Source organism: Flavobacterium amniphilum (assembly GCF_023634845.1).
Classification (GTDB): domain Bacteria; phylum Bacteroidota; class Bacteroidia; order Flavobacteriales; family Flavobacteriaceae; genus Flavobacterium; species Flavobacterium amniphilum.
Genome location: NZ_JAMLJL010000004.1, coordinates 141,373 through 160,843, shown reverse-complemented (window position 1 = coordinate 160,843; position 19,471 = coordinate 141,373). Strand labels below are relative to the sequence as shown.

Below are 19,471 nucleotides of genomic sequence, written 5' to 3'. Positions count from 1 at the left end.
CCTTTTTAAAAGTCCCTTTTTTTTATGGTTTGAAAAACTGGTTGTTTATGATAATGCTTTTCAAATTTTCAACTTCCTTAATCTCAATTTTTTTACTAAAAGATTCGATGTGTTTTTGATGATGAACATCTGATCCAACAAAATCAATCAGATTATTTTTTAGTAACTGGTTGGCAACTTCCATTACTTCATTTCCGTAATAGCCAACTGTAGATAATAAGTTCAGTTGAAGCTGGCATCCTGCATTCTTTAACTTTTTGTATTCATCAATTTTTTTATGATAAAACATATAGCGTTCAGGATGTGCTAATACAGGTTTGTATCCTGCAACCTGCATTTCGAAAAGTAAATCGTACAAATGTATGGGAGCGTTCAGATAAGACATTTCAACTAAAACCAGATTGTCTTTAAGTGTCAGGATTTCTCCTTTTTTGCACAAACTGATAAAATGGTCATCCAGTAAATATTCTGAAGCGGCTTTGAAATTGTTGTGAATGTTGTTTTTTTCGAGTGCTATCTTTGTTTCAGATTCGGTTTGTTGGATTCCGGCTTTGGTATTGTCGTAAAAACCACTGAATGTATGTGGTGTGGTTATAAAAGATTCAAATCCGAAGCTTTTCAAACTGTTTACCAGTTGTAAGGTGTCTTCTATATTCTTAGCCCCATCATCAATTGCGGGTAATAAATGGGAGTGAATGTCGGTGTAACCGCTTGGAATAATATCTTTAAGGCGGACTTTATTTTTTTTAAAGAATAGCATGTTTTTTTTGCAAATGTATGGAATTGCGAAATAGAAAGTTGTTATAAAAAATAAAGATTTTGTTTTTAACATACAGGTTGGTTGCTGAAGGAAAATCTGTACGTTTTGCTATTGTTATTTTCGCTGCTTTTGTTCTTGTTTTCCATGCTTTTTATTGCTAAGTTGCAGGATAAATAATAGGCCTAAAAATGGAGCAGGAAGCTTTGCAGGAAGATCATTGGGATCATGTGATAGAGTCTCGTAATTCGTTGTTTGATTTGCGTTTAAGGGAAATCTGGCACTACAGGGATTTACTTTTTTTGTTTGTAAGAAGAGATTTTGTTACAGTATATAAACAAACGATTCTTGGGCCTCTCTGGTTTTTTATCCAACCTATATTAACGACAATTACTTTCACGGTTATTTTTGGAAATGTTGCACAATTATCTACAGACGGTGCTCCAAAACTTGTTTTTTATATGGCAGGAATCACCTTGTGGAATTACTTTTCAACTTGTCTGACTTCTGTAGCTGGAGTTTTTAATGCAAATGCCGGTATTTTTGGTAAAGTGTATTTTCCACGTTTAATAATGCCGTTAACCATTGTTATTTCGAATCTGATGAAATTTGGCGTACAGTTTCTGATGTTTCTGATATTTGCTATTTATTATTATTGTCTAGGAAATATCCAACCTAACAATTGGATATTTTTAACACCATTAATTGTTTTTATAATGGCAATTATTTCAATGGGAATTGGTCTTATACTGTCATCCATGACTACAAAGTATAAGGATTTGAATATGTTAATCGGATTTGCTGTACAGCTTTTTATGTATGCAACTCCGGTAATTTATCCAAGTTCATCAATTCCTGAAAATTATCAGTGGCTAATCCGTCTCAATCCATTGGTGGCCTTGTTTGATTATATGCGATACGCTTACCTCGGTGTTGGGAATTTTTCTTTCTCTACACTGTTGTACCCATCAGGTTTTGCGATAGTAATTTTGGTTTTCGGTGTTATTGTATTCAATAAAGTGCAAAAGTCATTTATGGATACAGTTTGATATTATGGGCAAAGGGATGACGACGAGTAAAAAAATTATGAAAATCAATGAGTAAAATAGTTATAAAAGCTGAAGGAATATCCAAACAATACCGTCTGGGAATGGTCGGGAGTGGGACTGTTAAAGACGATTTGAAGCGTTGGTGGTATAATTTCAAAGGCAAAGAAGATCCTTTTTTAAAAATTGGGGAAGCTAATGATCGTTCATCAAAAGGAGAAAGTGATTATGTATGGTCTTTGCGTGATATTGATTTTGAAATCAGACAAGGAGAATCGGTAGGTATCATTGGCCGGAACGGAGCAGGGAAAAGCACGCTTTTAAAAATATTAAGTAAAGTTACCCAGCCTTCGACAGGCAAAATTTATACCAGTGGGAGAATTGCTTCTTTATTGGAAGTCGGTACCGGTTTTCATCCTGAAATGACCGGTCGTGAAAATATCTATCTCAATGGAGCTATTTTAGGAATGCGGAAGCATGAAATTACCCGTAAATTTGATGAAATAGTTGCTTTTTCAGGAGTCGAACGCTATATAGATACTCCGGTGAAGCGTTATTCCTCAGGAATGTATGTGCGTTTGGCATTTGCAGTGGCAGCTCATTTGGAATCAGAAATTTTAATAGTCGATGAGGTTTTGGCTGTTGGTGATGCGGAATTCCAAAAAAAATGTCTTGGTAAAATGAATGAAGTGAGCAAAGGCGAAGGAAGAACCATTCTCTTTGTGAGCCATGATATGAATGCGATTGAAAAACTGACCCAAAAAAGCATTGTTCTTGAAAACGGATTAATCTCGTATCAAGGTTCTACACAATTAGCTATCCAAGATTATATTTCAAAAAATACAAAAGTTATTTCATCTAATGAATGGAATAACTTCCAAGAAGCTCCAGGAAATGAATTTGCGAGAATAAAAAGTGTTTCGATAACTGATTGTGAAGGGAATTTAAAATATACCTTTGCATCTTCGGAGAAGATTAAAATAGACATTGAATATTACGATTTCAATGAAAAATATAAAAATACTGCCATTGTTCAGGTAATAAATGAGTATGAAAATCTGTTATTCTCCACAAATGAATTTAATTCACCTGAATGGGATTTTAAAAAACAAGGAAAATTCATAAACGCGACAAGTTGCATTATTCCGGCTGATTTTTTAAATGAAGGGAAGTATTCTATAAACATTGCAATAGGTAATTATAATCCAAACATGATTCATTTGAAACTTGATGAAGTGTTGACTTTTAGGGTTCTGGATGAAATTGACTATAAAACAGGAGTGAAAAGGGAATTCGTAGGGTATTGGCCGGGCTTAATCCGACCAAAACTGGAATGGAGTATCAAGAGTTATAACTATGCTGAAAAAAGTTAAAAAGACAGTCAAAAAACTATTTTTTGGTAAACAGGAGGGCTTAAAACAGGAAAAACAGGCTGCTGTTTTTTTTACCAATGAGTTTGATGCCTATAAAAACCATTCAATTGGCGATTATACATATGGCAATCCCCTTTTGCTTTTTGAAAATGACGCAGCTAAACTGAAAATCGGAAAGTTTTGTTCCATTGCAGGTGAAGTGAAAATTTTTCTGGGAGGTAACCATAGAACTGACTGGGTCACGACTTATCCTTTTAATGACATACCCGGACATTTTGAAGAAGCTAATCACATTACAGGACATCCTGCCACAAAAGGGGATGTAGAAATTGGGAACGATGTCTGGATTGGCTACGGAGCCATGATTCTTTCAGGTGTCAAAATTGATGATGGAGCTGTAATCGCTGCAGGATCTGTAGTTTCAAAAAATATCGGGCCTTATGAAATCTGGGGTGGCAATCCAGCAAAATTGATAAAAAAAAGATTTTCTGATGAAGAAATCAGACAATTGTTAAAAAGTAAATGGTGGGATTGGCCAATTGACGAAATCAGAAAAAATGTTGGGTATCTGTGCTCTGATGAAATAAAAAATATTGTAAAGAATCATCAAGGATAATATGAAGAGAATTATAAAAAAAATTTCCAAATTATTTACCAGGGAAAAAGTAGTCATAAGATATGTTGACAGGACTGAAGAAGATTTTTATCATCAGGACGGGCATAAAAAAACGATGCTGGAAATTGCTAAAACACCAACACGGACAGATATTCTGAACTTTTTGGTAGGTACAACCGGAGCTAATTCAAAATATCTTGAAATTGGAGTTAGAAACCCTAATGATAACTTCAATAAAATAAACGTTAATGAAAAGTACAGTGTTGATCCGGGAATCGAATTTGAAGAAAATCCGGTAGATTTTAAATTTACCAGCGATGAGTTTTTCCAAAAATTGAATAATGGGGAAATATTAAATAAGGATATTCGTTTTGATGTGATTTTTATTGATGGTCTACACTTGGCTGAACAAGTTGACCGTGACATCAAAAACGCCTTGGATTTTATTTCTGATTCTGGTTTTATTGTACTGCATGACTGTAATCCGCCAACCGAATTTCACGCTTCGGAAACTTATTCTTACATGCTTTCGCCTTCAAAAGGCTTCTGGAACGGAACCACTTGGAAAGCCTTTTTCAAATACAGAAAACAAAAAGAAATTTACAGTTGTTGTGTAGATACTGACTGGGGAATAGGCGTTATCAGTAAAAAAACAAATCTGGGAGAACCGTCTCAGGTAGATAACGATTATTATGAATTTAAAGTTTTTGAAGACAACAGAAAAGATAGCTTGAACTTGCTGTCGTTTGAAGATTTTAAAAAGAAAGTTTTAGCTGATAATTAATTTGAAGATCAATGAAAAAGGCATTAATAACCGGTATTAATGGTCAGGATGGTTCTTATCTGGCAGAACTGTTGTTGGAAAAAGGATATGAAGTTCACGGAATTATCCGCAGAAGTTCAACCTTCAATACCGAAAGAATCGAACATTTATATATTGAATCTCTTCTCAGGGATTTGCATAAAGATAAAAAAATTAAATTGCATTACGGTGACATGACCGATGCAACAAGTCTTATTCGGTTGGTGCAACAAATACAACCGGATGAGATTTACAATCTGGCGGCACAATCGCATGTTAAAGTGTCTTTTGATATGCCTGAATATACGGCAGAAACTGATGCAGTGGGAACTTTGCGGCTATTGGAAGCCATCCGTATCTGTAATCTGACTGATAGAACAAAAATATACCAGGCTTCTACTTCCGAATTGTATGGTAAAGTACAGGAAGTACCTCAAACGGAGACAACTCCTTTCTATCCGCGTTCACCATACGGTGTCGCTAAATTATATGCTTTCTGGATTTCTAAAAATTACCGTGAATCTTATGGTATGTATGCCGTAAACGGAATTTTGTTCAATCACGAATCTGAAAGACGTGGTGAAACGTTTGTAACCAGAAAAATTACTTTGTCTGCATCGCGGATCAAGCACGGAATTCAGGAAAAACTGTATTTGGGAAATCTTGATGCCATGCGCGATTGGGGTTACGCCAAGGATTATGTGGAATGCATGTGGTTAATGTTGCAGCAGGAGCAACCTGAAGATTATGTCATCGCTACCGGTTTACAGTATTCTGTACGCTATTTCTGTGAATTGGCCTTTAAAGAAGCAGGAATTGAATTGGAATGGCAGGGTGAAGGGAAAGATGAAAAGGGAATCTGCAAATCCACAGGTAAGATTTTAATCGAAGTAGATCCGAATTATTACCGTCCGGCTGAAGTGGAAACCTTATTGGGAGATCCTTCAAAAGCTAAAAAGCAATTGGGATGGAATCCGAATCGGACTTCGATAGAACAATTGGTAAAAATCATGATGGAACACGACTTACAGTACGTTGTCCGTTTTAAAGACAGGGATTCCCTGCAACGTTATGAATAAAATGAAAATTTTAATAACGGGAAGTAATGGCATGGTTGGAAAAAATATATTGGAACATCCAAAAGCAATTTTCCACGATTTTTTGACACCGTCCAGTTCCGAATTAAACCTTACAGATTTTTTACAGGTAGATAATTATATAAAGAAAAATCAACCGGACTGTATTATCCATGCTGCAGGTTTGGTAGGAGGAATTCAGGCAAATATTGCACGGCCTGTTGATTTTCTGGTGACTAATGTCGACATGGGGCGAAATATCCTCATGGCTGCAAAAGATAATAATGTCAAGAACTTTATGAATATGGCAAGTTCCTGTATGTATCCGCGTCATGCCCAGAATCCGCTAAAGGAAGAAATGATTTTGCAAGGAGAACTGGAACCTACAAATGAAGGATATGCCTTGGCTAAAATCTTCTCAACCCGTTTATGTGAATACATCAACAAAGAAAATCCTGAATTTCAATATAAAACCGTAATTCCGTGTAATCTTTACGGGAAGTACGACAAATTCAAGCCTGAACATTCCCATATGGTTCCGGCAGTGATAAAAAAAATATACGAAGCCAAACAAAATAATTCACCTGAAATTGATATTTGGGGTGATGGTCTTGCCCGCAGGGAATTTATGTATGCCGGTGACTTAGCTGATTTTGTGTTTTATGCTTTGGATAATTTTAAATCGATGCCACAAAACATCAATGTTGGTTTAGGATATGATTATACTATTAATGAGTATTATGAAGCAATTGCCGGGATTTTGGATTTTAAAGGGAAATTCATCCATGATCTGACAAAACCTGTGGGAATGAAGCAAAAACTGATCGATGATAGTAAACTAAAATCTTTTGGCTGGAAACATCAAACTTCATTGGAAGATGGAATAAAAAAAACTGTTGAATATTTTAAATCAGCTGTATTAAATGATTAAGTATCCGTTAGCATCCTCTACTTGGGATGAGAAAGAAATTGAAGCAATTAACGGTGTAGTTGCGAGAGATATGTACACCATGGGAGCGGGCGTAAAACAATTTGAAGAAGATTTTGCACGTTACACAGGTTCGAAATATTGTTTGATGGTGAATTCGGGATCTTCTGCAAACTTGATTGCAGTTGCTGCTATGTTTTATACCAAGCAACCTAAATTGAAAAGAGGAGATGAGGTAATAGTGCCTGCCGTTTCCTGGTCGACGACTTATTATCCATTGCATCAATACGGATTGAAATTGAAATTTGTGGATGTCGATTTGCATACTCTCAATTTCGATCTTGAACAATTGAAATTGGCCGTGAACGATAATACCAAAATGATTTTAGCTGTTAATCTTCTGGGAAATCCTAACGATTTTGACGCAATCAATGAAATTATAGGCGATCGGGATATTATCCTAATGGAAGATAATTGTGAGTCGATGGGTGCCGAATATAAAGGAAAACAAACAGGTACTTTCGGATTAGTAGGTACATTTTCAACTTTTTATTCACACCATATGGCAACCATGGAAGGCGGATTAATTTGTACCGATGATGAAGAAATGTTTCATGTTATGGTTTGTCTCAGAGCTCATGGTTGGACCCGTCATCTGCCTAAAGAAAATAAAGTTTCAGATAAAAGTGACAATGCTTTCGAAGAATCGTTTCGTTTCTTATTGCCCGGCTATAATGTGAGACCGGTGGAAATGAGTGGGGTAATTGGTGTTGAACAATTGAAAAAGCTACCTTCTTTTTTAGATTACAGAAGGAAAAATGCCCAATTGTTTATTTCGCTTTTCGCTGATCATAAAGATTTTTATATCCAGAAAGATCTTGATAATAGCAGTTGGTTTGGATTTAGCTTGATTATTAAGCCTGAATCTTCACTGAAAAGAACAGATGTAGTGAGAAAACTGGAAGAAAATCATATCGATTGCCGACCTATCGTTACCGGGGATTTTACAAAAAATGAAGTACTGAAGTATTTTGATTATGAAATTTTCGGCGAAATGAAAAATGCAGCTTATCTGGATAAAAGCGGTTTGTTTGTTGGTAATCACCAAGTTGACCTGACAAAAGAAATCAATCATTTATATCAAACACTTAGCTTTTAAACTGAAATGATGAAAACTGTAAAAGTTAACTTTGTTGATTTTTGGTCTGATTTTGATAAAACCAATAATTATTTCTACAATCTGTTGATCCGGAAATACAATGTTATTATTGAGGAAGAAAATCCCGATTTAATCTTCTTTTCATGCTTTGGCCAGAAGTATTTAAAATACAAATGTAAACGTATCTTGTATATGGGTGAAAACAGAAGGCCTGACTTATCTGCTTGTGATTTTGCCTTTTCGTATGATTATAATTCATCCAAAAGGCATTTCAGATTGCCTTTGTATTCCCTTTACATTGACCATCATAAAATGTTGGATGAATTAGAAATAAAATTAAACCGTGATGAAGCGGAAGCAATCTGGAAACAGAAGACAAAATTCTGCTGTATGGTGGTTTCAAATCCTGACTGTAAGGAACGTATCGATTTTTTTCATGCGTTGTCCAAAGTAAAACAGGTTGATTCAGGCGGAAAGTATTTGAATAATGTTGGTGGTCCAGTGGAAAGTAAACACGAATTTATCAAGGATTATAAATTTGTTCTGTCTTTTGAAAATGGTGTCCATGACGGATATACTACTGAAAAAATAATGGAACCCATTTTGGCAAAATCTATTCCGATTTATTGGGGAAATAAAAAGGTTTCTAAAGATTTTAATGGCAAAAGGTTCGTTAACTTTAATGATTATGCTTCTCAGGAAGATTTGATCAATGCAATAATCGAAATTGATCAAAATGATGAATTAGGGATTCAAATGATCATGGAATCAACTTTCAGCCCTGACAGATTGCAACATGAAGAAGAACATGAGAAAGTATTGGAGCATCTTTCACAAGTAATCGAAAATAACAAAAAACCAGTTGCGCAACAATATTGGAGTTATGTACACCGGTTAAAAATAAAATGGGCCAGTTATAAACGAAAGCATTGGTCTAAATAGAATAAATCAAATACTATGGATGTGAAATTCTGGACATCAAAGCATTTTGTCTATAAAATCAGAATCAGTAAGCAATTTCGCTCTAAAAAGAGCATTGTGCCCATTGGTTGTGATTGTCATCCGGCTTATATGCTGACCAAAATGGAATTGAGGAAACAGAGTTTGCCTTTCGATTGGTTGGATACAAAACCATCCGGAGCTTTGCAATATGCTTTTGAAAATATCAGGGATTCCTTTTCGCGTTTTATGCTTGATTTAGCTATTAACGAGCAGCAAAAAGTGTTTGCCTCGGCATATCCTGATGCTTTGTTCTATCATTTTGACGATTTGGTTATAAATAAACCATTGCAGGAAAAAATCGGGCAGCGATGCAAAATTTTATTAGATATTTACAATAAAGGAAATTGTTATTTTATACATAATACAACGAGCCTGAATTTCGATGATTCTTCAAAAGTTGATGAATTTATTGCATCTGTTGAAGAATTTCAAACGATTTTAAAACCGGATGATGAACTGCTGATTTACCTGCGTTATGATGAATCTGTCTCCGAAAACCAATTGTATTGTGAGGAATTGATCAAGCAGGTTAATGCGTTGTCAAACTGCAGGATGACTGCTTATGTGAGGGAAAAAGAAAAATTCGGTATTTGGGGAGACGAATCAAAGTATAAAAAACTATTGAATGATTTAGGAGTTGTATGTACGGAGACATTTCCAAAGGTTGAAATCGTTAAAAAGAAAATTTCATAAATGCTGGCGATTGTAATTCCATATTATAACAGCAGGTTTTTTGAGAAAACAATTCATTCACTTGCTTCGCAGACAGATAAACGTTTTCATGTTTATATTGGGGATGATGCCAGTCCGGATGATCCAAATGAAGTTGTTGTCAAATACCAGAATGAAATCTCAATCCATTATACAAGATTCGCTTCAAATTTAGGTTCTAAATCCTTGGTGAAACAATGGGAAAGATCCATCGGTTTGACGCAAAATGAAGAATGGATTATGGTGCTGGGAGATGATGATATTCTGCAGGGCAATTGTGTTGCAAAATTTTATGAAAATCTCGACGAAATAAAAGGATCAGGAAGTAAAGTGGTTAGGTATGCGTCTCAATATATTGATGAAAATGACGCACTACTGAAGGGATATGAACCTTATTTTCATCCCAAAACTGAAAAATCAACTGATTCTTATTTCAAAAATTTTCTGGGTGAATCCAGAAGTTCATTATCAGAGCATATTTTTTCCAAAAAAGCATATGAAAGTATTTTGTTCTATGATTTTCCTCTTGCCTGGCATTCTGACGACAGAGCTTGGCTGGAATTCACAGAATATCAAACTATATTTACCATTAATGAAGCCATGGTTTCTGTGAGGGTTTCAAAAAACAGTATTACAGGCAAAAAGGATAATGTGATTTTAAAAAATGAGGCGACCCTCCGGTTTTTTGAATTTTTGATATCTGAAGCGTATTCAAATTTTAAGAGTAAGCAGCAATCGGTTCTTATTCTGGAATATGCACACAAACTGAAGTTAGAAAATAAACTGAAGTCTGGTGTTGTCATCAAATTGATTTTCAAATTAATAAAAAACGGATCTTTTGTATCGGCATTGAAGCTCTTTAGAAGGTACTTCCGGTTTAGATTCTTAAAAAAATGAAAATGGATTTTTCAGTTTCCGTAATCATACCGGTATATAATGCGGCTGCTTTTGTAGAAAAAGCAGTCAGGTCGGCTTTGATGCATGATACTGTTAAAGAAGTTGTGGTTGTAAATGACGGAAGTACTGATAAGTCGTTGCAAATCCTTTTGTCATTACAAACAGAAGATGACAGGATAAAAATTTACCATCATGAAAATAACAGTAATAAAGGACGTTCTGCAAGCCGGAATTTAGCTTTGCAGAAATCGACTCAACCTTTTATCGCTTTTTTGGATGCAGATGATTTTTATTTGAAAAACCGATTCGCTTCGGATTATGATTTGTTTACATCAGATTTTGAGACCGAAGGTGTTTATAATGCGATCGGAGTTCATTTTTACAGGGATTTTGAGATAAATGAACAAACCGAACTGGAACTGACAACAGTTAGTGAACCGGTGAATTCCGATGATTTGTTCGAATGTTTATTGCACGGCCGGATTGGTTATTTTTCGATTGACGGTCTAACAATTAAAAAAACGGTTTTAGACAAAATTGGTTTTTTTAAACAACATCTGATTGTGGCGGAAGATACTGATTGGATCTTGAAAATGGCTTTGTGCTGTAAACTGGTTGCAGGGGAAATCCGTCAGCCGGTTGCCATGAGAGGTGTGCATGAAGGCAACGTTTTCAATCAGGGAGAGGTTTACAAAAAAAACCGGGATGCAATGTATGAATCAGTTGTTCATTGGTCTTTGCAAAACAATCAGCCAATTTCCAAGGTTGATTTGTTGTTAAAATATCTTTTTCATTACCGGTCAAAAGAAAATTATAGCTTCATGACCGAATCAGCGTATTGGATGCATTTGATTATGAGGAATCCAAAATTGTTTGCCTCAATGCTATGGATTAAATACTGTCCTTTAATTAGGCAGAGAAAAAAACTTTTCCCAATTTTGTTTAGATAAAAATTACTGAATTGAATCCAACTGTTTCGATTATAATTCCCAGCTATAATAAAGCCCAATTCATAAAGGATACACTTCAAAGTGTTTTGGCGCAAACTTACCCAAACTGGGAATGCCTTATCATTGATGATGGTTCTGCAGATGGTTCGGTATCAATAATAAATGAATTTACTGCTAAAGATAACCGTTTTGTTTTTCTGGCCAAAGATGGAAAATTGAAAAAAGGACCGTCTTCCAGCAGGAATTTAGGGCTTAGGGCAGCAAAAGGAGAATATATAGTTTTTTTGGATGCTGATGATTTACTTGCTACCGATTGTCTGGAAAACAGAATAAAACTTTTTGAAGGAAATAAAGAGAATGATTTTCTGGTTTTTCAAATGCAACGTTTTCAAAATCAACCGGATTATTCAATCAAGAAGAAAGTGGTGAGTATTCCGGAAGAACTCGCTTTACAGTCATTTATTCAATTGCACGGAGTTTGGCCCATAACCGGACCGGTATATAAAACAACAGTATTGAAATCAGTTGGCGGCTTTCAGGAAAATCTGATGAATTACGAAGATTTTGAATTGGCTGTAAAAATATTGCTGAAATCAGAGAATTATGCAATTTTTGAAACAGTTGACTGTTATTACAGGAACGATGATGATTATACGTCTAAATATTCCGGTATTGAAACTAAAACTAAAATGATTGTATCATTCGGTAATTTTTTAAAAAGTATAGACGCTTTTTTAATTACTGAAAACATTGAAGAATCTAAAAGTGAATTGATTAAAGGATTATTGCTCGGATCTTATAAAAAAGTTTTCAGGTCAATTATTCTGGAAGATGTTCATACGTTTCGTATGCAAAATAAGCTAATCTTGGATTTTTTATCACAAAATGACTATCTTAATCCATGGCAATGGTTTAAATGTTATTTTGTTCAGCATGTTTTGTTTAAACTATGCTTTATTAAGGGATTAGGGGTGTTCAGAATCATAAAATATCTATATAAGTAAGTGGGAAATTTTGATTTTAAGAATAAAAATGTTGTCATCCTGATAAAGGATACATTGCTTGGCGGTGCCGAAAGACAGGCGCTTGGTGTGGCTAAATACCTCAAAGAAAATTATAATGCCCAAATTGAAGTAGTGTCAATTTATTCGAATGATTATAATCAGGATTTTTATGATTTTTTGAATGAAGCCGGACTTCAGAAAGTTCATTTTTTTGGTCCGCCTTCTTTGGCAGTAACAAATACTCTTTCAATCCGAAATTTAAAAAAAGCGATCCGTGCTTCGTTATATCTACAGAAAATTTCCTCTGAAATCAAAAAAATGCGCCCTGATATTATTATTCCGTATATGAACGGTCCGTCAAAAATTGCGGCTTTGATATACAGGAAAACAGGAGCAAAATATACTTTCTGGCATCAATTGGGACTTGAAAATTATTTCAGGGACTGGTTTGAAAAAAGAGCCGTTGAATTCTCTCCTTTATTTATTGCTAATGCAGAAAACGGATTGGAAGTTTTTAGAGAGTATTATCAAGTTCCGGAAAATAAACTACATGTCCTCCCACAATATGTAGCCATTCAAAGAGAGAATCTCGCCGCCTTAAAAATCAAAGAGGAGTTTTCAATAGATGAAAACGCTGTTGTTATAGGAATGATTGCTCATTACCGTCTTGAAAAATATCAGGAATTGTTATTAAATGCTTTTCTTTCGCTCAATAGAAAGACAAATGTTCATTTAATTTTGTTGGGAAATAAGAGCAACAGTACAGAATCTGCAGAAAAATATAAAAATCTAGAAAAGATAGTTTGCGAATCAGGTTTGCAAAACAAAGTCTCCCTATTGTCTGAAGTTAGTATTCATAAAATATTGAATATACTTGATATAGGAGTTTTAGTTTCACAAATAGAAGGTACGCCTAATGTGGTTATGGAATACATGACTTACGGATTACCTGTTGTCGCAACTCACCATGATGGGTGTAAAGGATTGCTTGGAGATTCTACTTTTTTAATTCCGAATGATGAAAAAATATTAAGCGCTAAATTGATCGAATTGGTTAACAGCAAAGAAAAACGAATGGAAGAAGGAAATAGGAACCTCAAAAGAATTGAGTATTTTTCCCCTGAAAATTACTTTGCTAAATTAACTCAGATACTGAACAAATCAAGGTCATGAAAATACTTTTCGTTTCGATGCCTTCCATCCATGTAATCCGCTGGATTGAAAATTTATCCGAAAGCGGTCATGAATTGTTTTGGTTTGATGTTTTGGACAGAGGTACGATGGAAACTTCGGTACAATTACATCAAATCACAAATTGGAAGAAAAGGAAATTACCTTATTTTAATGGAGAGCATTTTCTGCGAAAAAAAATACCTTTTCTATACAATATCATCCAATCTAAACTCGAAATTACAGTTGATGAATGCCTCACAAAAATCATAAATGAAATCCGGCCGGATGTGGTGCACAGTTTCGAAATGCAACATTGCAGTTATCCGATACTGAAAACCATGCGACGTTTTCCTAACCTAAAATGGATTTATTCCTGTTGGGGAAGTGATTTGTTTTTTTACCAGAATTCCAAAATACATCTTCCTAAGATTAAAGAAGTCTTGCATAGGATAAATTATTTGCACACCGATTGTGGAAGGGATCATTATCTGGCTTTATGTTTAGGTTTTAAAGGCATGCATAGCGGTGATATTCCCGGAGGAGGAGGTTTTCATATGGAGGAGTTTAAACCATACAGTGAAAGTTTCGATAAACGCCGGATCATACTGGTAAAAGGATATGAACACGAGATGGGAAGAGGATTGAATGTCGTCAAAGCATTAAAAGAGATTTATACCGGGTTTGATGATTTGAAGGTGGTGGTTTTCGGAGCACATCAATCTGTTATTGATTACATTCAGGGAAATAAATTACCTTTCCAAGTGTATGACAGGAATGGGTTAAAACATAATGAACTGCTGCAACTGATGGGTAAGACGCAAGTGTATATCGGAAACAGTATTTCCGATGGTATGCCCAATACACTTCTGGAAGCAATAATTATGGGAGCTTTTCCAATACAATCCAACCCTGGAGGTGTTACGGCAGAAATAATTGAACATAATCACAATGGATTATTGATTAATAATGCCGAAGATGTGGAAGAAATTAAAACATTGATTTTACAGGCATTAAATAATAAGGATATGTTGCAAAATGCTTTTGTATATAACGGAGTTATTGCAAAGGGAAGACTTGATTATACGGTTAATCAGCAAAAAATAGTAGCTTTATACCACCGAATGGAAAATTAACTATGCGAATAGGCTTTAATCCAAATAAAGACAAAGAATTACCATCATCTGAGTATTTTCATCAGGTGATAATTCCTGTGTATATACCCAATCAGGAAGGATATTTTAAAGACAGTTTACAAGTGTTGAAGTACTGTCTTGAATCACTCTTTAAGACCAGTCATTCCAAAACTTATTTTACGGTTGTCAATAATGGAAGTTGTACTGTTGTGAGTGAATACCTGGATGGTTTATACCGTCAGGGGAGATTGCAGGAATTGATTCATACCACAGGAATTGGTAAATTAAATGCAATTCTGAAAGGATTGACCGGACACCAATTTGAATTGATTACGATTACCGATGCTGATGTTTTGTTTCAAAATGATTGGCAAAATGCTACTTACGAAGTTTTTGAAGCCTTCCCGGAAGCAGGAGTTGTTTCTCCGTCACCTAATCCTAAAATGTTACGTTATTACACAGCAAACGTAATAGCCAAAACATTATTTTCCGGAAAAGTGTCTTTTAGTAAAGTGGAAGATAAAGAAGCATTGAAATCATTTGCTCAAAGTATTGGAAACGATAAGTTGTATAAGGGAATTCACTTAAATAAGAATTTGACTATTTTTAAAAACGGAATTAGGGCTTTAATTGGTGCAGGTCATTTTGTGGCCACTTACAACGGAGTATGTTTTGAAAACCTGAAACAGCGATATTCTAAGTTTAGTCTTGGAGGAGACAGTGAAGAACTTATATTGGATAAACCAGCGACTGATTTAGGTTTGTGGAGATTGTCCACATCAAAAAATTATGCTTTTCATATGGGGAATGTAAGTGAAGAATGGATGAATGAAAAGCTGAAAAACCTGAATAATGGAAAAACTTTTTTAACAGGAGTGAAAACAGGAAAGGCAAATAAACCTAAAATCTGGAGCTTACTGTTTTTAATTGTTTTTTCGAAGATTATCTTTAGAAAACCAGTTTGGAAATTATATTTGAAAATTAAAGGATTGAGTAAGGAAGAAGCATCACAATATTAATGTTTTATGGGGAAAGTTTATGTTATTGCAGAAATAGGTCAGGCACATGAAGGGAGTTTAGGTTTGTTGTATTCCTACATAGATGCTTTAGCAGGAATTGGTGTAGATGCTGTTAAGTTTCAAATGCATATTGCAGAGGCGGAAAGTAGTGAACACGAACCCTTTCGGGTGAAGTTTTCATTAGAAGATGATACACGTTTTGATTATTGGGTCAGAATGGGATTTACGAAAGAACAATGGAAAGGAATAAAAAGCAAATGTGAAGAAGCAGGGCTTGAATTTCTTTGTTCTCCTTTCAGTAATCTGGCAGTTGAATGGTTAGAGGAATTAGGAGTTTCGAAATACAAAATAGGTTCTGGAGAAGTAAACAATCTGTTGCTTTTAGAAAAAATTGCCAAAACCGGCAAACCGGTTATATTGTCGTCAGGAATGAGTAATTTTTCTGAATTAGATGAAACAACGGCTTTTTTAAAAAGTAGAGGGGTGTCTTATTCTGTTTTACAGTGTACAACTTCTTATCCGACTGATCCTAAGGAGTTTGGGTTAAATGTGATTCAGGAATTAAAGGCAAGATATAATGTAAAAGTCGGATTTTCAGATCACTCAGCTAAAATTGAAACGTGTATTGCAGCTGTAGCTTTAGGAGCAGAAATTGTAGAGTTTCATGTGGTTTTTGACAGAAGACAATTTGGCCCTGATTCAGCCTCTTCATTGACTATTGATGAGGTGACATCAATGATAAAAGGTATAAGGAATATAGAGTGTGCAATTCAGCATCCTGTTAATAAGACAGATAATGACCGGTTTCTTGGATTGAAAAACATATTTGAAAAATCATTGGCAGTCAATAAAGATTTAATAGAAGGACATATTTTGACATTTGAAGATCTCGAAGCTAAAAAACCAAAAGGTTATGGGATTGAAGCGTCAAAATTTCAAAATATAATAGGAAAGAAAATTACACGAAATCTCAAGCAATGGGATTTTATTACAGATAATGATTTAGTATGGCAAAGCGAAAAATAGCAGTAGTAATTACAGCAAGGCCTTCTTATAGCAGGATAAAAACAGCATTAATTGCAATTAAAGAACACCCGGAATTAGAATTGCAGCTTGTTGTTGCAGCTTCAGCATTATTGGATAGGTATGGCTCTGCAGTTAATTATATTATCCAGGATGGTTTTGATATAGCCGCAAAAGTTTTTAATGTACTTGAAGGGGAGAATCTGACAGCTGCAGCCAAAACAACAGGAATAGGAATTTTAGAATTGTCAACTGTTTTTGATAATTTGAAACCTGATATAGTTGTTACCATAGCCGATAGATTCGAAACAATGGCAACAGCAATTGCAGCCTCTTATATGAATATTCCTTTAGCACACATCCAAGGTGGTGAAGTAACGGGAAATATAGATGAAAAAGTCCGCCATTCAATTACTAAACTGGCGGATTATCATTTCGTAGCCTCAGAAAATGCAAAGGAACGGGTAATTAAATTAGGGGAAAATCCTGATTTTGTGTTTAATACAGGCTGCCCATCAATAGATTTAGCAAAACAGGTAATCGAAGAAAATAATATACTACCTTTTGATGCTTACGAAAAGTATGGAGGTGTTGGAGCTAAACCAGATTTGGATAAAGGTTATTTGGTTGTTATGCAGCATCCGGTAACCAACGAATATCAGGATTCTAGGAAGCATATAGAGTCTACTTTGCAGGCAATTCATGAATTGAATAAGCCTACATTGTGGTTTTGGCCAAATGTTGATGCCGGAGCCGACGGGACATCAACAGGAATAAGAGCATTTAGGGAAAAATATACGCTTCCGAATGTGCATTTTTTTAAGAACATGGAAGGAAAGGATTTCCTTTATCTATTGCATAATAGTGATTGTTTGATAGGAAACTCAAGTGTTGGAATCAGAGAATGTGCTTATTTGGGAGTACCTGTGGTAAATATTGGTTCCAGACAAAACAGAAGAGATAGAGGAACTAATGTTGTTGATGTAACTTATGATGTTGAAGCTATTAAAAATGCTATTCTGGATAAAATTCAGGATAAGGAAAGAAAATCATCACCAGTTTATGGCGGAGGTAATACCGGTGAAATTATTGCCGGGCTTTTAGAGAAATTGCCCTTGAAGTTTCATAAAACAATCGAGTATTGATGAAAGTTTTGATTATCATACCAGCCAGAGGTGGTTCAAAAGGAGTTCCGAAAAAGAACATAAAATTATTAGGAGGGAAACCGCTTATTGTACATGCAATCGAATGCGCAAAGCATTCTGCTTTATCAACAGATGTAATAGTTTCAACAGATAATGAAGAAATTGAAGAAATTGCATTAGCTGCAAATTGTAAAGTAATAAAAAGACCGAATGAACTTGCTGATGATAAGAGTAATGTAGTTGATGCCGTATTACATACTTTGGATAACTTGGATGATCAATATGATTTGGTGGCATTGTTGCAACCTACTGCACCACTCAGAACAGGTACAGATTTGGATAAAATTATTCAAATGTTTAATGATGATGATGATGTGGAGGGTGTTATAAGTGTAATCCCAATGGATGACATTCATCCTGCAAGGATGTATAATTTGTCAGAAGAATTAAATATGGAAAGTTATATAGCCGATGGAGAAACTTTAAGGAGACAGGATTTAAAGCCTGTTTATTACCGTAATGGCTGTTTTTATGTTGTCAGAGTAGCTGCTTTGCTGAGAGAAAAAACTTTAATGGTCAAAAATAAAAAAGGCTATATCATGGATCCGAATTGGTTGGTGAATATTGACAACAACAGGGATTTAAAAATTGCGGAAGTATTATTTGAAGATTGGAAAAATGAAAATTTTAATAACTGAATCCAAAGATTTTAGTCAGAAGGCATTGGAGATGTTGACTGTTAATAATGAAGTCGTTATTTCGGATATAAAGGATAAGGAAAACCTGATTGAAAGTATTAAGGATGTTGAGGTGATTTTTATAAGACTCAGATTTAATTTTGATCAGGCTGTTTTGCAGCATGCAAAAAAATTGAAATATATTTTATCTCCAACAACCGGATTGGATCATATCGATATTGAGTACTTTAACAAATGTGGAGGACAGGTTGTTTCCTTGAAGGGTGAAACTGAGTTTTTGAACAATATTCCTTCTACTGCAGAACATACGTGGGCTTTATTATTAACACTTTTTAAAAAAATTCCTTCTTCTTTTGAACATGTCAAAAAAGGATACTGGAATAGAGATCTTTTCAAAGGGAATAATCTCAGAAATAAAAAAATTGGCATTTTAGGCTTGGGAAGAGTTGGAAAACAAGTAGCTAAATTTGCAGATGTTTTTGGAATGGAAATTCAATATTTTGATATTAAAAATGTCGAATCAGAATATAAAAAAGTAAATTCTCCTGAAGAGTTGTTTCTCAATTCAGATGTGGTTACAATTCATATACCCTATGATTCTGAAAATCATAATTATGTGGATGAAAAACTTCTTAGTCGCTGTAAGAAAGGAATAATTCTTATCAATACATCAAGGGGAGGAATCTGGGATGAGGATTATGTAGCCAAATTGATCCATCAAAATAGAATAGGAGGATTAGCCACAGATGTTTTGAAAGATGAGTTAAATGGAGAAAAGCGTATTTCAAATCCTTTGGTAAAATTAGCGTCAGGGAATGATAATATTATCATTACACCCCATATAGCGGGAGCTACTTTTGAGTCAATGAATTTAACCGAAGAGTTTATTGTTTCAAAATTTATTAATTTGGTTTCTTCTGAAAAATAATTTTTTTGTTTTGTAGGAAGCATTTTTTAAT

Annotated in this window: 20 protein-coding genes; 19 read left to right on the top strand and 1 reads right to left on the bottom strand. The window is 34.8% G+C overall.

Annotated features, from left to right (window positions below; genetic code table 11):
* Window positions 1–22 precede the first annotated feature (22 nt).
* Window positions 23–760, bottom strand: coding sequence for a tyrosine-protein phosphatase (locus NAT51_RS06310; protein WP_250596671.1), 738 nt, complete (start codon window positions 758–760; stop codon window positions 23–25).
* Between the two features lie 188 nt (window positions 761–948).
* Between NAT51_RS06310 and NAT51_RS06305 the strand changes: the two genes are divergently transcribed.
* The 19 genes from NAT51_RS06305 to NAT51_RS06215 are packed head-to-tail and all read left to right on the top strand — an operon-like array spanning window position 949 to window position 19,440.
* Window positions 949–1,806 carry an ABC transporter permease gene (locus NAT51_RS06305; RefSeq protein WP_250596669.1) on the top strand — a complete coding sequence of 286 codons (858 nt, stop codon included), beginning with the start codon at window positions 949–951 and terminating at the stop codon, window positions 1,804–1,806.
* 47 nt (window positions 1,807–1,853) lie between these two features.
* Window positions 1,854–3,176 carry an ABC transporter ATP-binding protein gene (locus NAT51_RS06300; protein ID WP_250596667.1) on the top strand — a complete coding sequence of 441 codons (1,323 nt, stop codon included), beginning with the start codon at window positions 1,854–1,856 and terminating at the stop codon, window positions 3,174–3,176.
* Window positions 3,160–3,792, top strand: a complete 633-nt coding sequence (locus NAT51_RS06295; protein WP_250596659.1) for a CatB-related O-acetyltransferase — start codon at window positions 3,160–3,162, stop codon at window positions 3,790–3,792. The genes NAT51_RS06300 and NAT51_RS06295 overlap by 17 nt, the downstream gene beginning before the upstream one ends.
* A gap of 1 nt (window position 3,793) precedes the next feature.
* Complete coding sequence (locus NAT51_RS06290) at window positions 3,794–4,576, top strand: class I SAM-dependent methyltransferase (protein WP_250596657.1); 783 nt, start codon at window positions 3,794–3,796, stop codon at window positions 4,574–4,576.
* Between the two features lie 11 nt (window positions 4,577–4,587).
* Entirely contained in the window at window positions 4,588–5,673 is a 1,086-nt protein-coding gene (gmd, locus tag NAT51_RS06285; RefSeq protein ID WP_250596655.1) for a GDP-mannose 4,6-dehydratase, read from the top strand.
* 1 nt (window position 5,674) lies between these two features.
* Window positions 5,675–6,601, top strand: coding sequence for a GDP-L-fucose synthase family protein (locus NAT51_RS06280; RefSeq protein ID WP_250596648.1), 927 nt, complete (start codon window positions 5,675–5,677; stop codon window positions 6,599–6,601).
* Window positions 6,594–7,757: a DegT/DnrJ/EryC1/StrS family aminotransferase gene (locus NAT51_RS06275; protein WP_250596646.1), complete on the top strand. Its 1,164-nt coding sequence runs from the start codon at window positions 6,594–6,596 to the stop codon at window positions 7,755–7,757. The genes NAT51_RS06280 and NAT51_RS06275 overlap by 8 nt, the downstream gene beginning before the upstream one ends.
* Window positions 7,758–7,763: 6 nt before the next feature.
* The gene (locus NAT51_RS06270) at window positions 7,764–8,699 is read left to right on the top strand and encodes a glycosyltransferase family 10 domain-containing protein (protein WP_250596644.1); all 936 of its coding nucleotides are present in this window, start codon (window positions 7,764–7,766) and stop codon (window positions 8,697–8,699) included.
* 15 nt (window positions 8,700–8,714) lie between these two features.
* On the top strand, window positions 8,715–9,452 hold the full coding sequence (locus tag NAT51_RS06265; protein WP_250596642.1) for a DUF1796 family putative cysteine peptidase: 738 nt from the start codon (window positions 8,715–8,717) through the stop codon (window positions 9,450–9,452).
* Window positions 9,453–10,367 (top strand): glycosyltransferase family 2 protein, encoded by a 915-nt coding sequence (locus NAT51_RS06260; protein WP_250596640.1) that lies wholly within the window; start codon window positions 9,453–9,455, stop codon window positions 10,365–10,367.
* Window positions 10,368–10,369: 2 nt separating this feature from the next.
* Window positions 10,370–11,317 carry a glycosyltransferase family 2 protein gene (locus NAT51_RS06255; RefSeq protein WP_250596633.1) on the top strand — a complete coding sequence of 316 codons (948 nt, stop codon included), beginning with the start codon at window positions 10,370–10,372 and terminating at the stop codon, window positions 11,315–11,317.
* An 11-nt stretch (window positions 11,318–11,328) separates the two neighbouring features.
* Entirely contained in the window at window positions 11,329–12,321 is a 993-nt protein-coding gene (locus tag NAT51_RS06250) for a glycosyltransferase family 2 protein (protein ID WP_250596631.1), read from the top strand.
* Window positions 12,322–13,494 carry a glycosyltransferase gene (locus tag NAT51_RS06245; protein WP_250596630.1) on the top strand — a complete coding sequence of 391 codons (1,173 nt, stop codon included), beginning with the start codon at window positions 12,322–12,324 and terminating at the stop codon, window positions 13,492–13,494.
* Entirely contained in the window at window positions 13,491–14,627 is a 1,137-nt protein-coding gene (locus tag NAT51_RS06240) for a glycosyltransferase (RefSeq protein WP_250596629.1), read from the top strand. Before NAT51_RS06245 ends, NAT51_RS06240 begins: the two co-directional genes overlap by 4 nt.
* Window positions 14,628–14,629: 2 nt before the next feature.
* Window positions 14,630–15,646 carry a glycosyltransferase family A protein gene (locus NAT51_RS06235; RefSeq protein WP_250596628.1) on the top strand — a complete coding sequence of 339 codons (1,017 nt, stop codon included), beginning with the start codon at window positions 14,630–14,632 and terminating at the stop codon, window positions 15,644–15,646.
* Window positions 15,647–15,652: 6 nt separating this feature from the next.
* Entirely contained in the window at window positions 15,653–16,672 is a 1,020-nt protein-coding gene (locus tag NAT51_RS06230; protein ID WP_250596627.1) for an N-acetylneuraminate synthase family protein, read from the top strand.
* On the top strand, window positions 16,654–17,814 hold the full coding sequence (neuC, locus tag NAT51_RS06225) for a UDP-N-acetylglucosamine 2-epimerase (RefSeq protein WP_250596621.1): 1,161 nt from the start codon (window positions 16,654–16,656) through the stop codon (window positions 17,812–17,814). The genes NAT51_RS06230 and neuC overlap by 19 nt, the downstream gene beginning before the upstream one ends.
* Window positions 17,814–18,512 (top strand): acylneuraminate cytidylyltransferase family protein, encoded by a 699-nt coding sequence (locus NAT51_RS06220; protein WP_250596619.1) that lies wholly within the window; start codon window positions 17,814–17,816, stop codon window positions 18,510–18,512. Before neuC ends, NAT51_RS06220 begins: the two co-directional genes overlap by 1 nt.
* Window positions 18,493–19,440, top strand: coding sequence for an NAD(P)-dependent oxidoreductase (locus NAT51_RS06215; protein WP_250596617.1), 948 nt, complete (start codon window positions 18,493–18,495; stop codon window positions 19,438–19,440). The genes NAT51_RS06220 and NAT51_RS06215 overlap by 20 nt, the downstream gene beginning before the upstream one ends.
* The last annotated feature ends 31 nt before the right edge of the window (window positions 19,441–19,471 follow it).

Bases quoted from the DNA above. Each gene is read 5' to 3' on its own strand.
- gmd (WP_250596655.1), top strand. From the start codon at position 4,588: ATGAAAAAGGCATTAATAACCGGTATTAATGGTCAGGATGGTTCTTAT.
- NAT51_RS06235 (WP_250596628.1), top strand. From the start codon at position 14,630: ATGCGAATAGGCTTTAATCCAAATAAAGACAAAGAATTACCATCATCT.
- NAT51_RS06280 (WP_250596648.1), top strand. From the start codon at position 5,675: ATGAAAATTTTAATAACGGGAAGTAATGGCATGGTTGGAAAAAATATA.
- NAT51_RS06230 (WP_250596627.1), top strand. From the start codon at position 15,653: ATGGGGAAAGTTTATGTTATTGCAGAAATAGGTCAGGCACATGAAGGG.
- NAT51_RS06290 (WP_250596657.1), top strand. From the start codon at position 3,794: ATGAAGAGAATTATAAAAAAAATTTCCAAATTATTTACCAGGGAAAAA.
- NAT51_RS06215 (WP_250596617.1), top strand. From the start codon at position 18,493: ATGAAAATTTTAATAACTGAATCCAAAGATTTTAGTCAGAAGGCATTG.
- NAT51_RS06300 (WP_250596667.1), top strand. From the start codon at position 1,854: ATGAGTAAAATAGTTATAAAAGCTGAAGGAATATCCAAACAATACCGT.
- NAT51_RS06240 (WP_250596629.1), top strand. From the start codon at position 13,491: ATGAAAATACTTTTCGTTTCGATGCCTTCCATCCATGTAATCCGCTGG.
- NAT51_RS06265 (WP_250596642.1), top strand. From the start codon at position 8,715: ATGGATGTGAAATTCTGGACATCAAAGCATTTTGTCTATAAAATCAGA.
- NAT51_RS06275 (WP_250596646.1), top strand. From the start codon at position 6,594: ATGATTAAGTATCCGTTAGCATCCTCTACTTGGGATGAGAAAGAAATT.
- NAT51_RS06270 (WP_250596644.1), top strand. From the start codon at position 7,764: ATGATGAAAACTGTAAAAGTTAACTTTGTTGATTTTTGGTCTGATTTT.
- NAT51_RS06295 (WP_250596659.1), top strand. From the start codon at position 3,160: ATGCTGAAAAAAGTTAAAAAGACAGTCAAAAAACTATTTTTTGGTAAA.
- NAT51_RS06310 (WP_250596671.1), bottom strand. From the start codon at position 760: ATGCTATTCTTTAAAAAAAATAAAGTCCGCCTTAAAGATATTATTCCA.
- neuC (WP_250596621.1), top strand. From the start codon at position 16,654: ATGGCAAAGCGAAAAATAGCAGTAGTAATTACAGCAAGGCCTTCTTAT.
- NAT51_RS06260 (WP_250596640.1), top strand. From the start codon at position 9,453: ATGCTGGCGATTGTAATTCCATATTATAACAGCAGGTTTTTTGAGAAA.
- NAT51_RS06220 (WP_250596619.1), top strand. From the start codon at position 17,814: ATGAAAGTTTTGATTATCATACCAGCCAGAGGTGGTTCAAAAGGAGTT.
- NAT51_RS06255 (WP_250596633.1), top strand. From the start codon at position 10,370: ATGGATTTTTCAGTTTCCGTAATCATACCGGTATATAATGCGGCTGCT.
- NAT51_RS06305 (WP_250596669.1), top strand. From the start codon at position 949: ATGGAGCAGGAAGCTTTGCAGGAAGATCATTGGGATCATGTGATAGAG.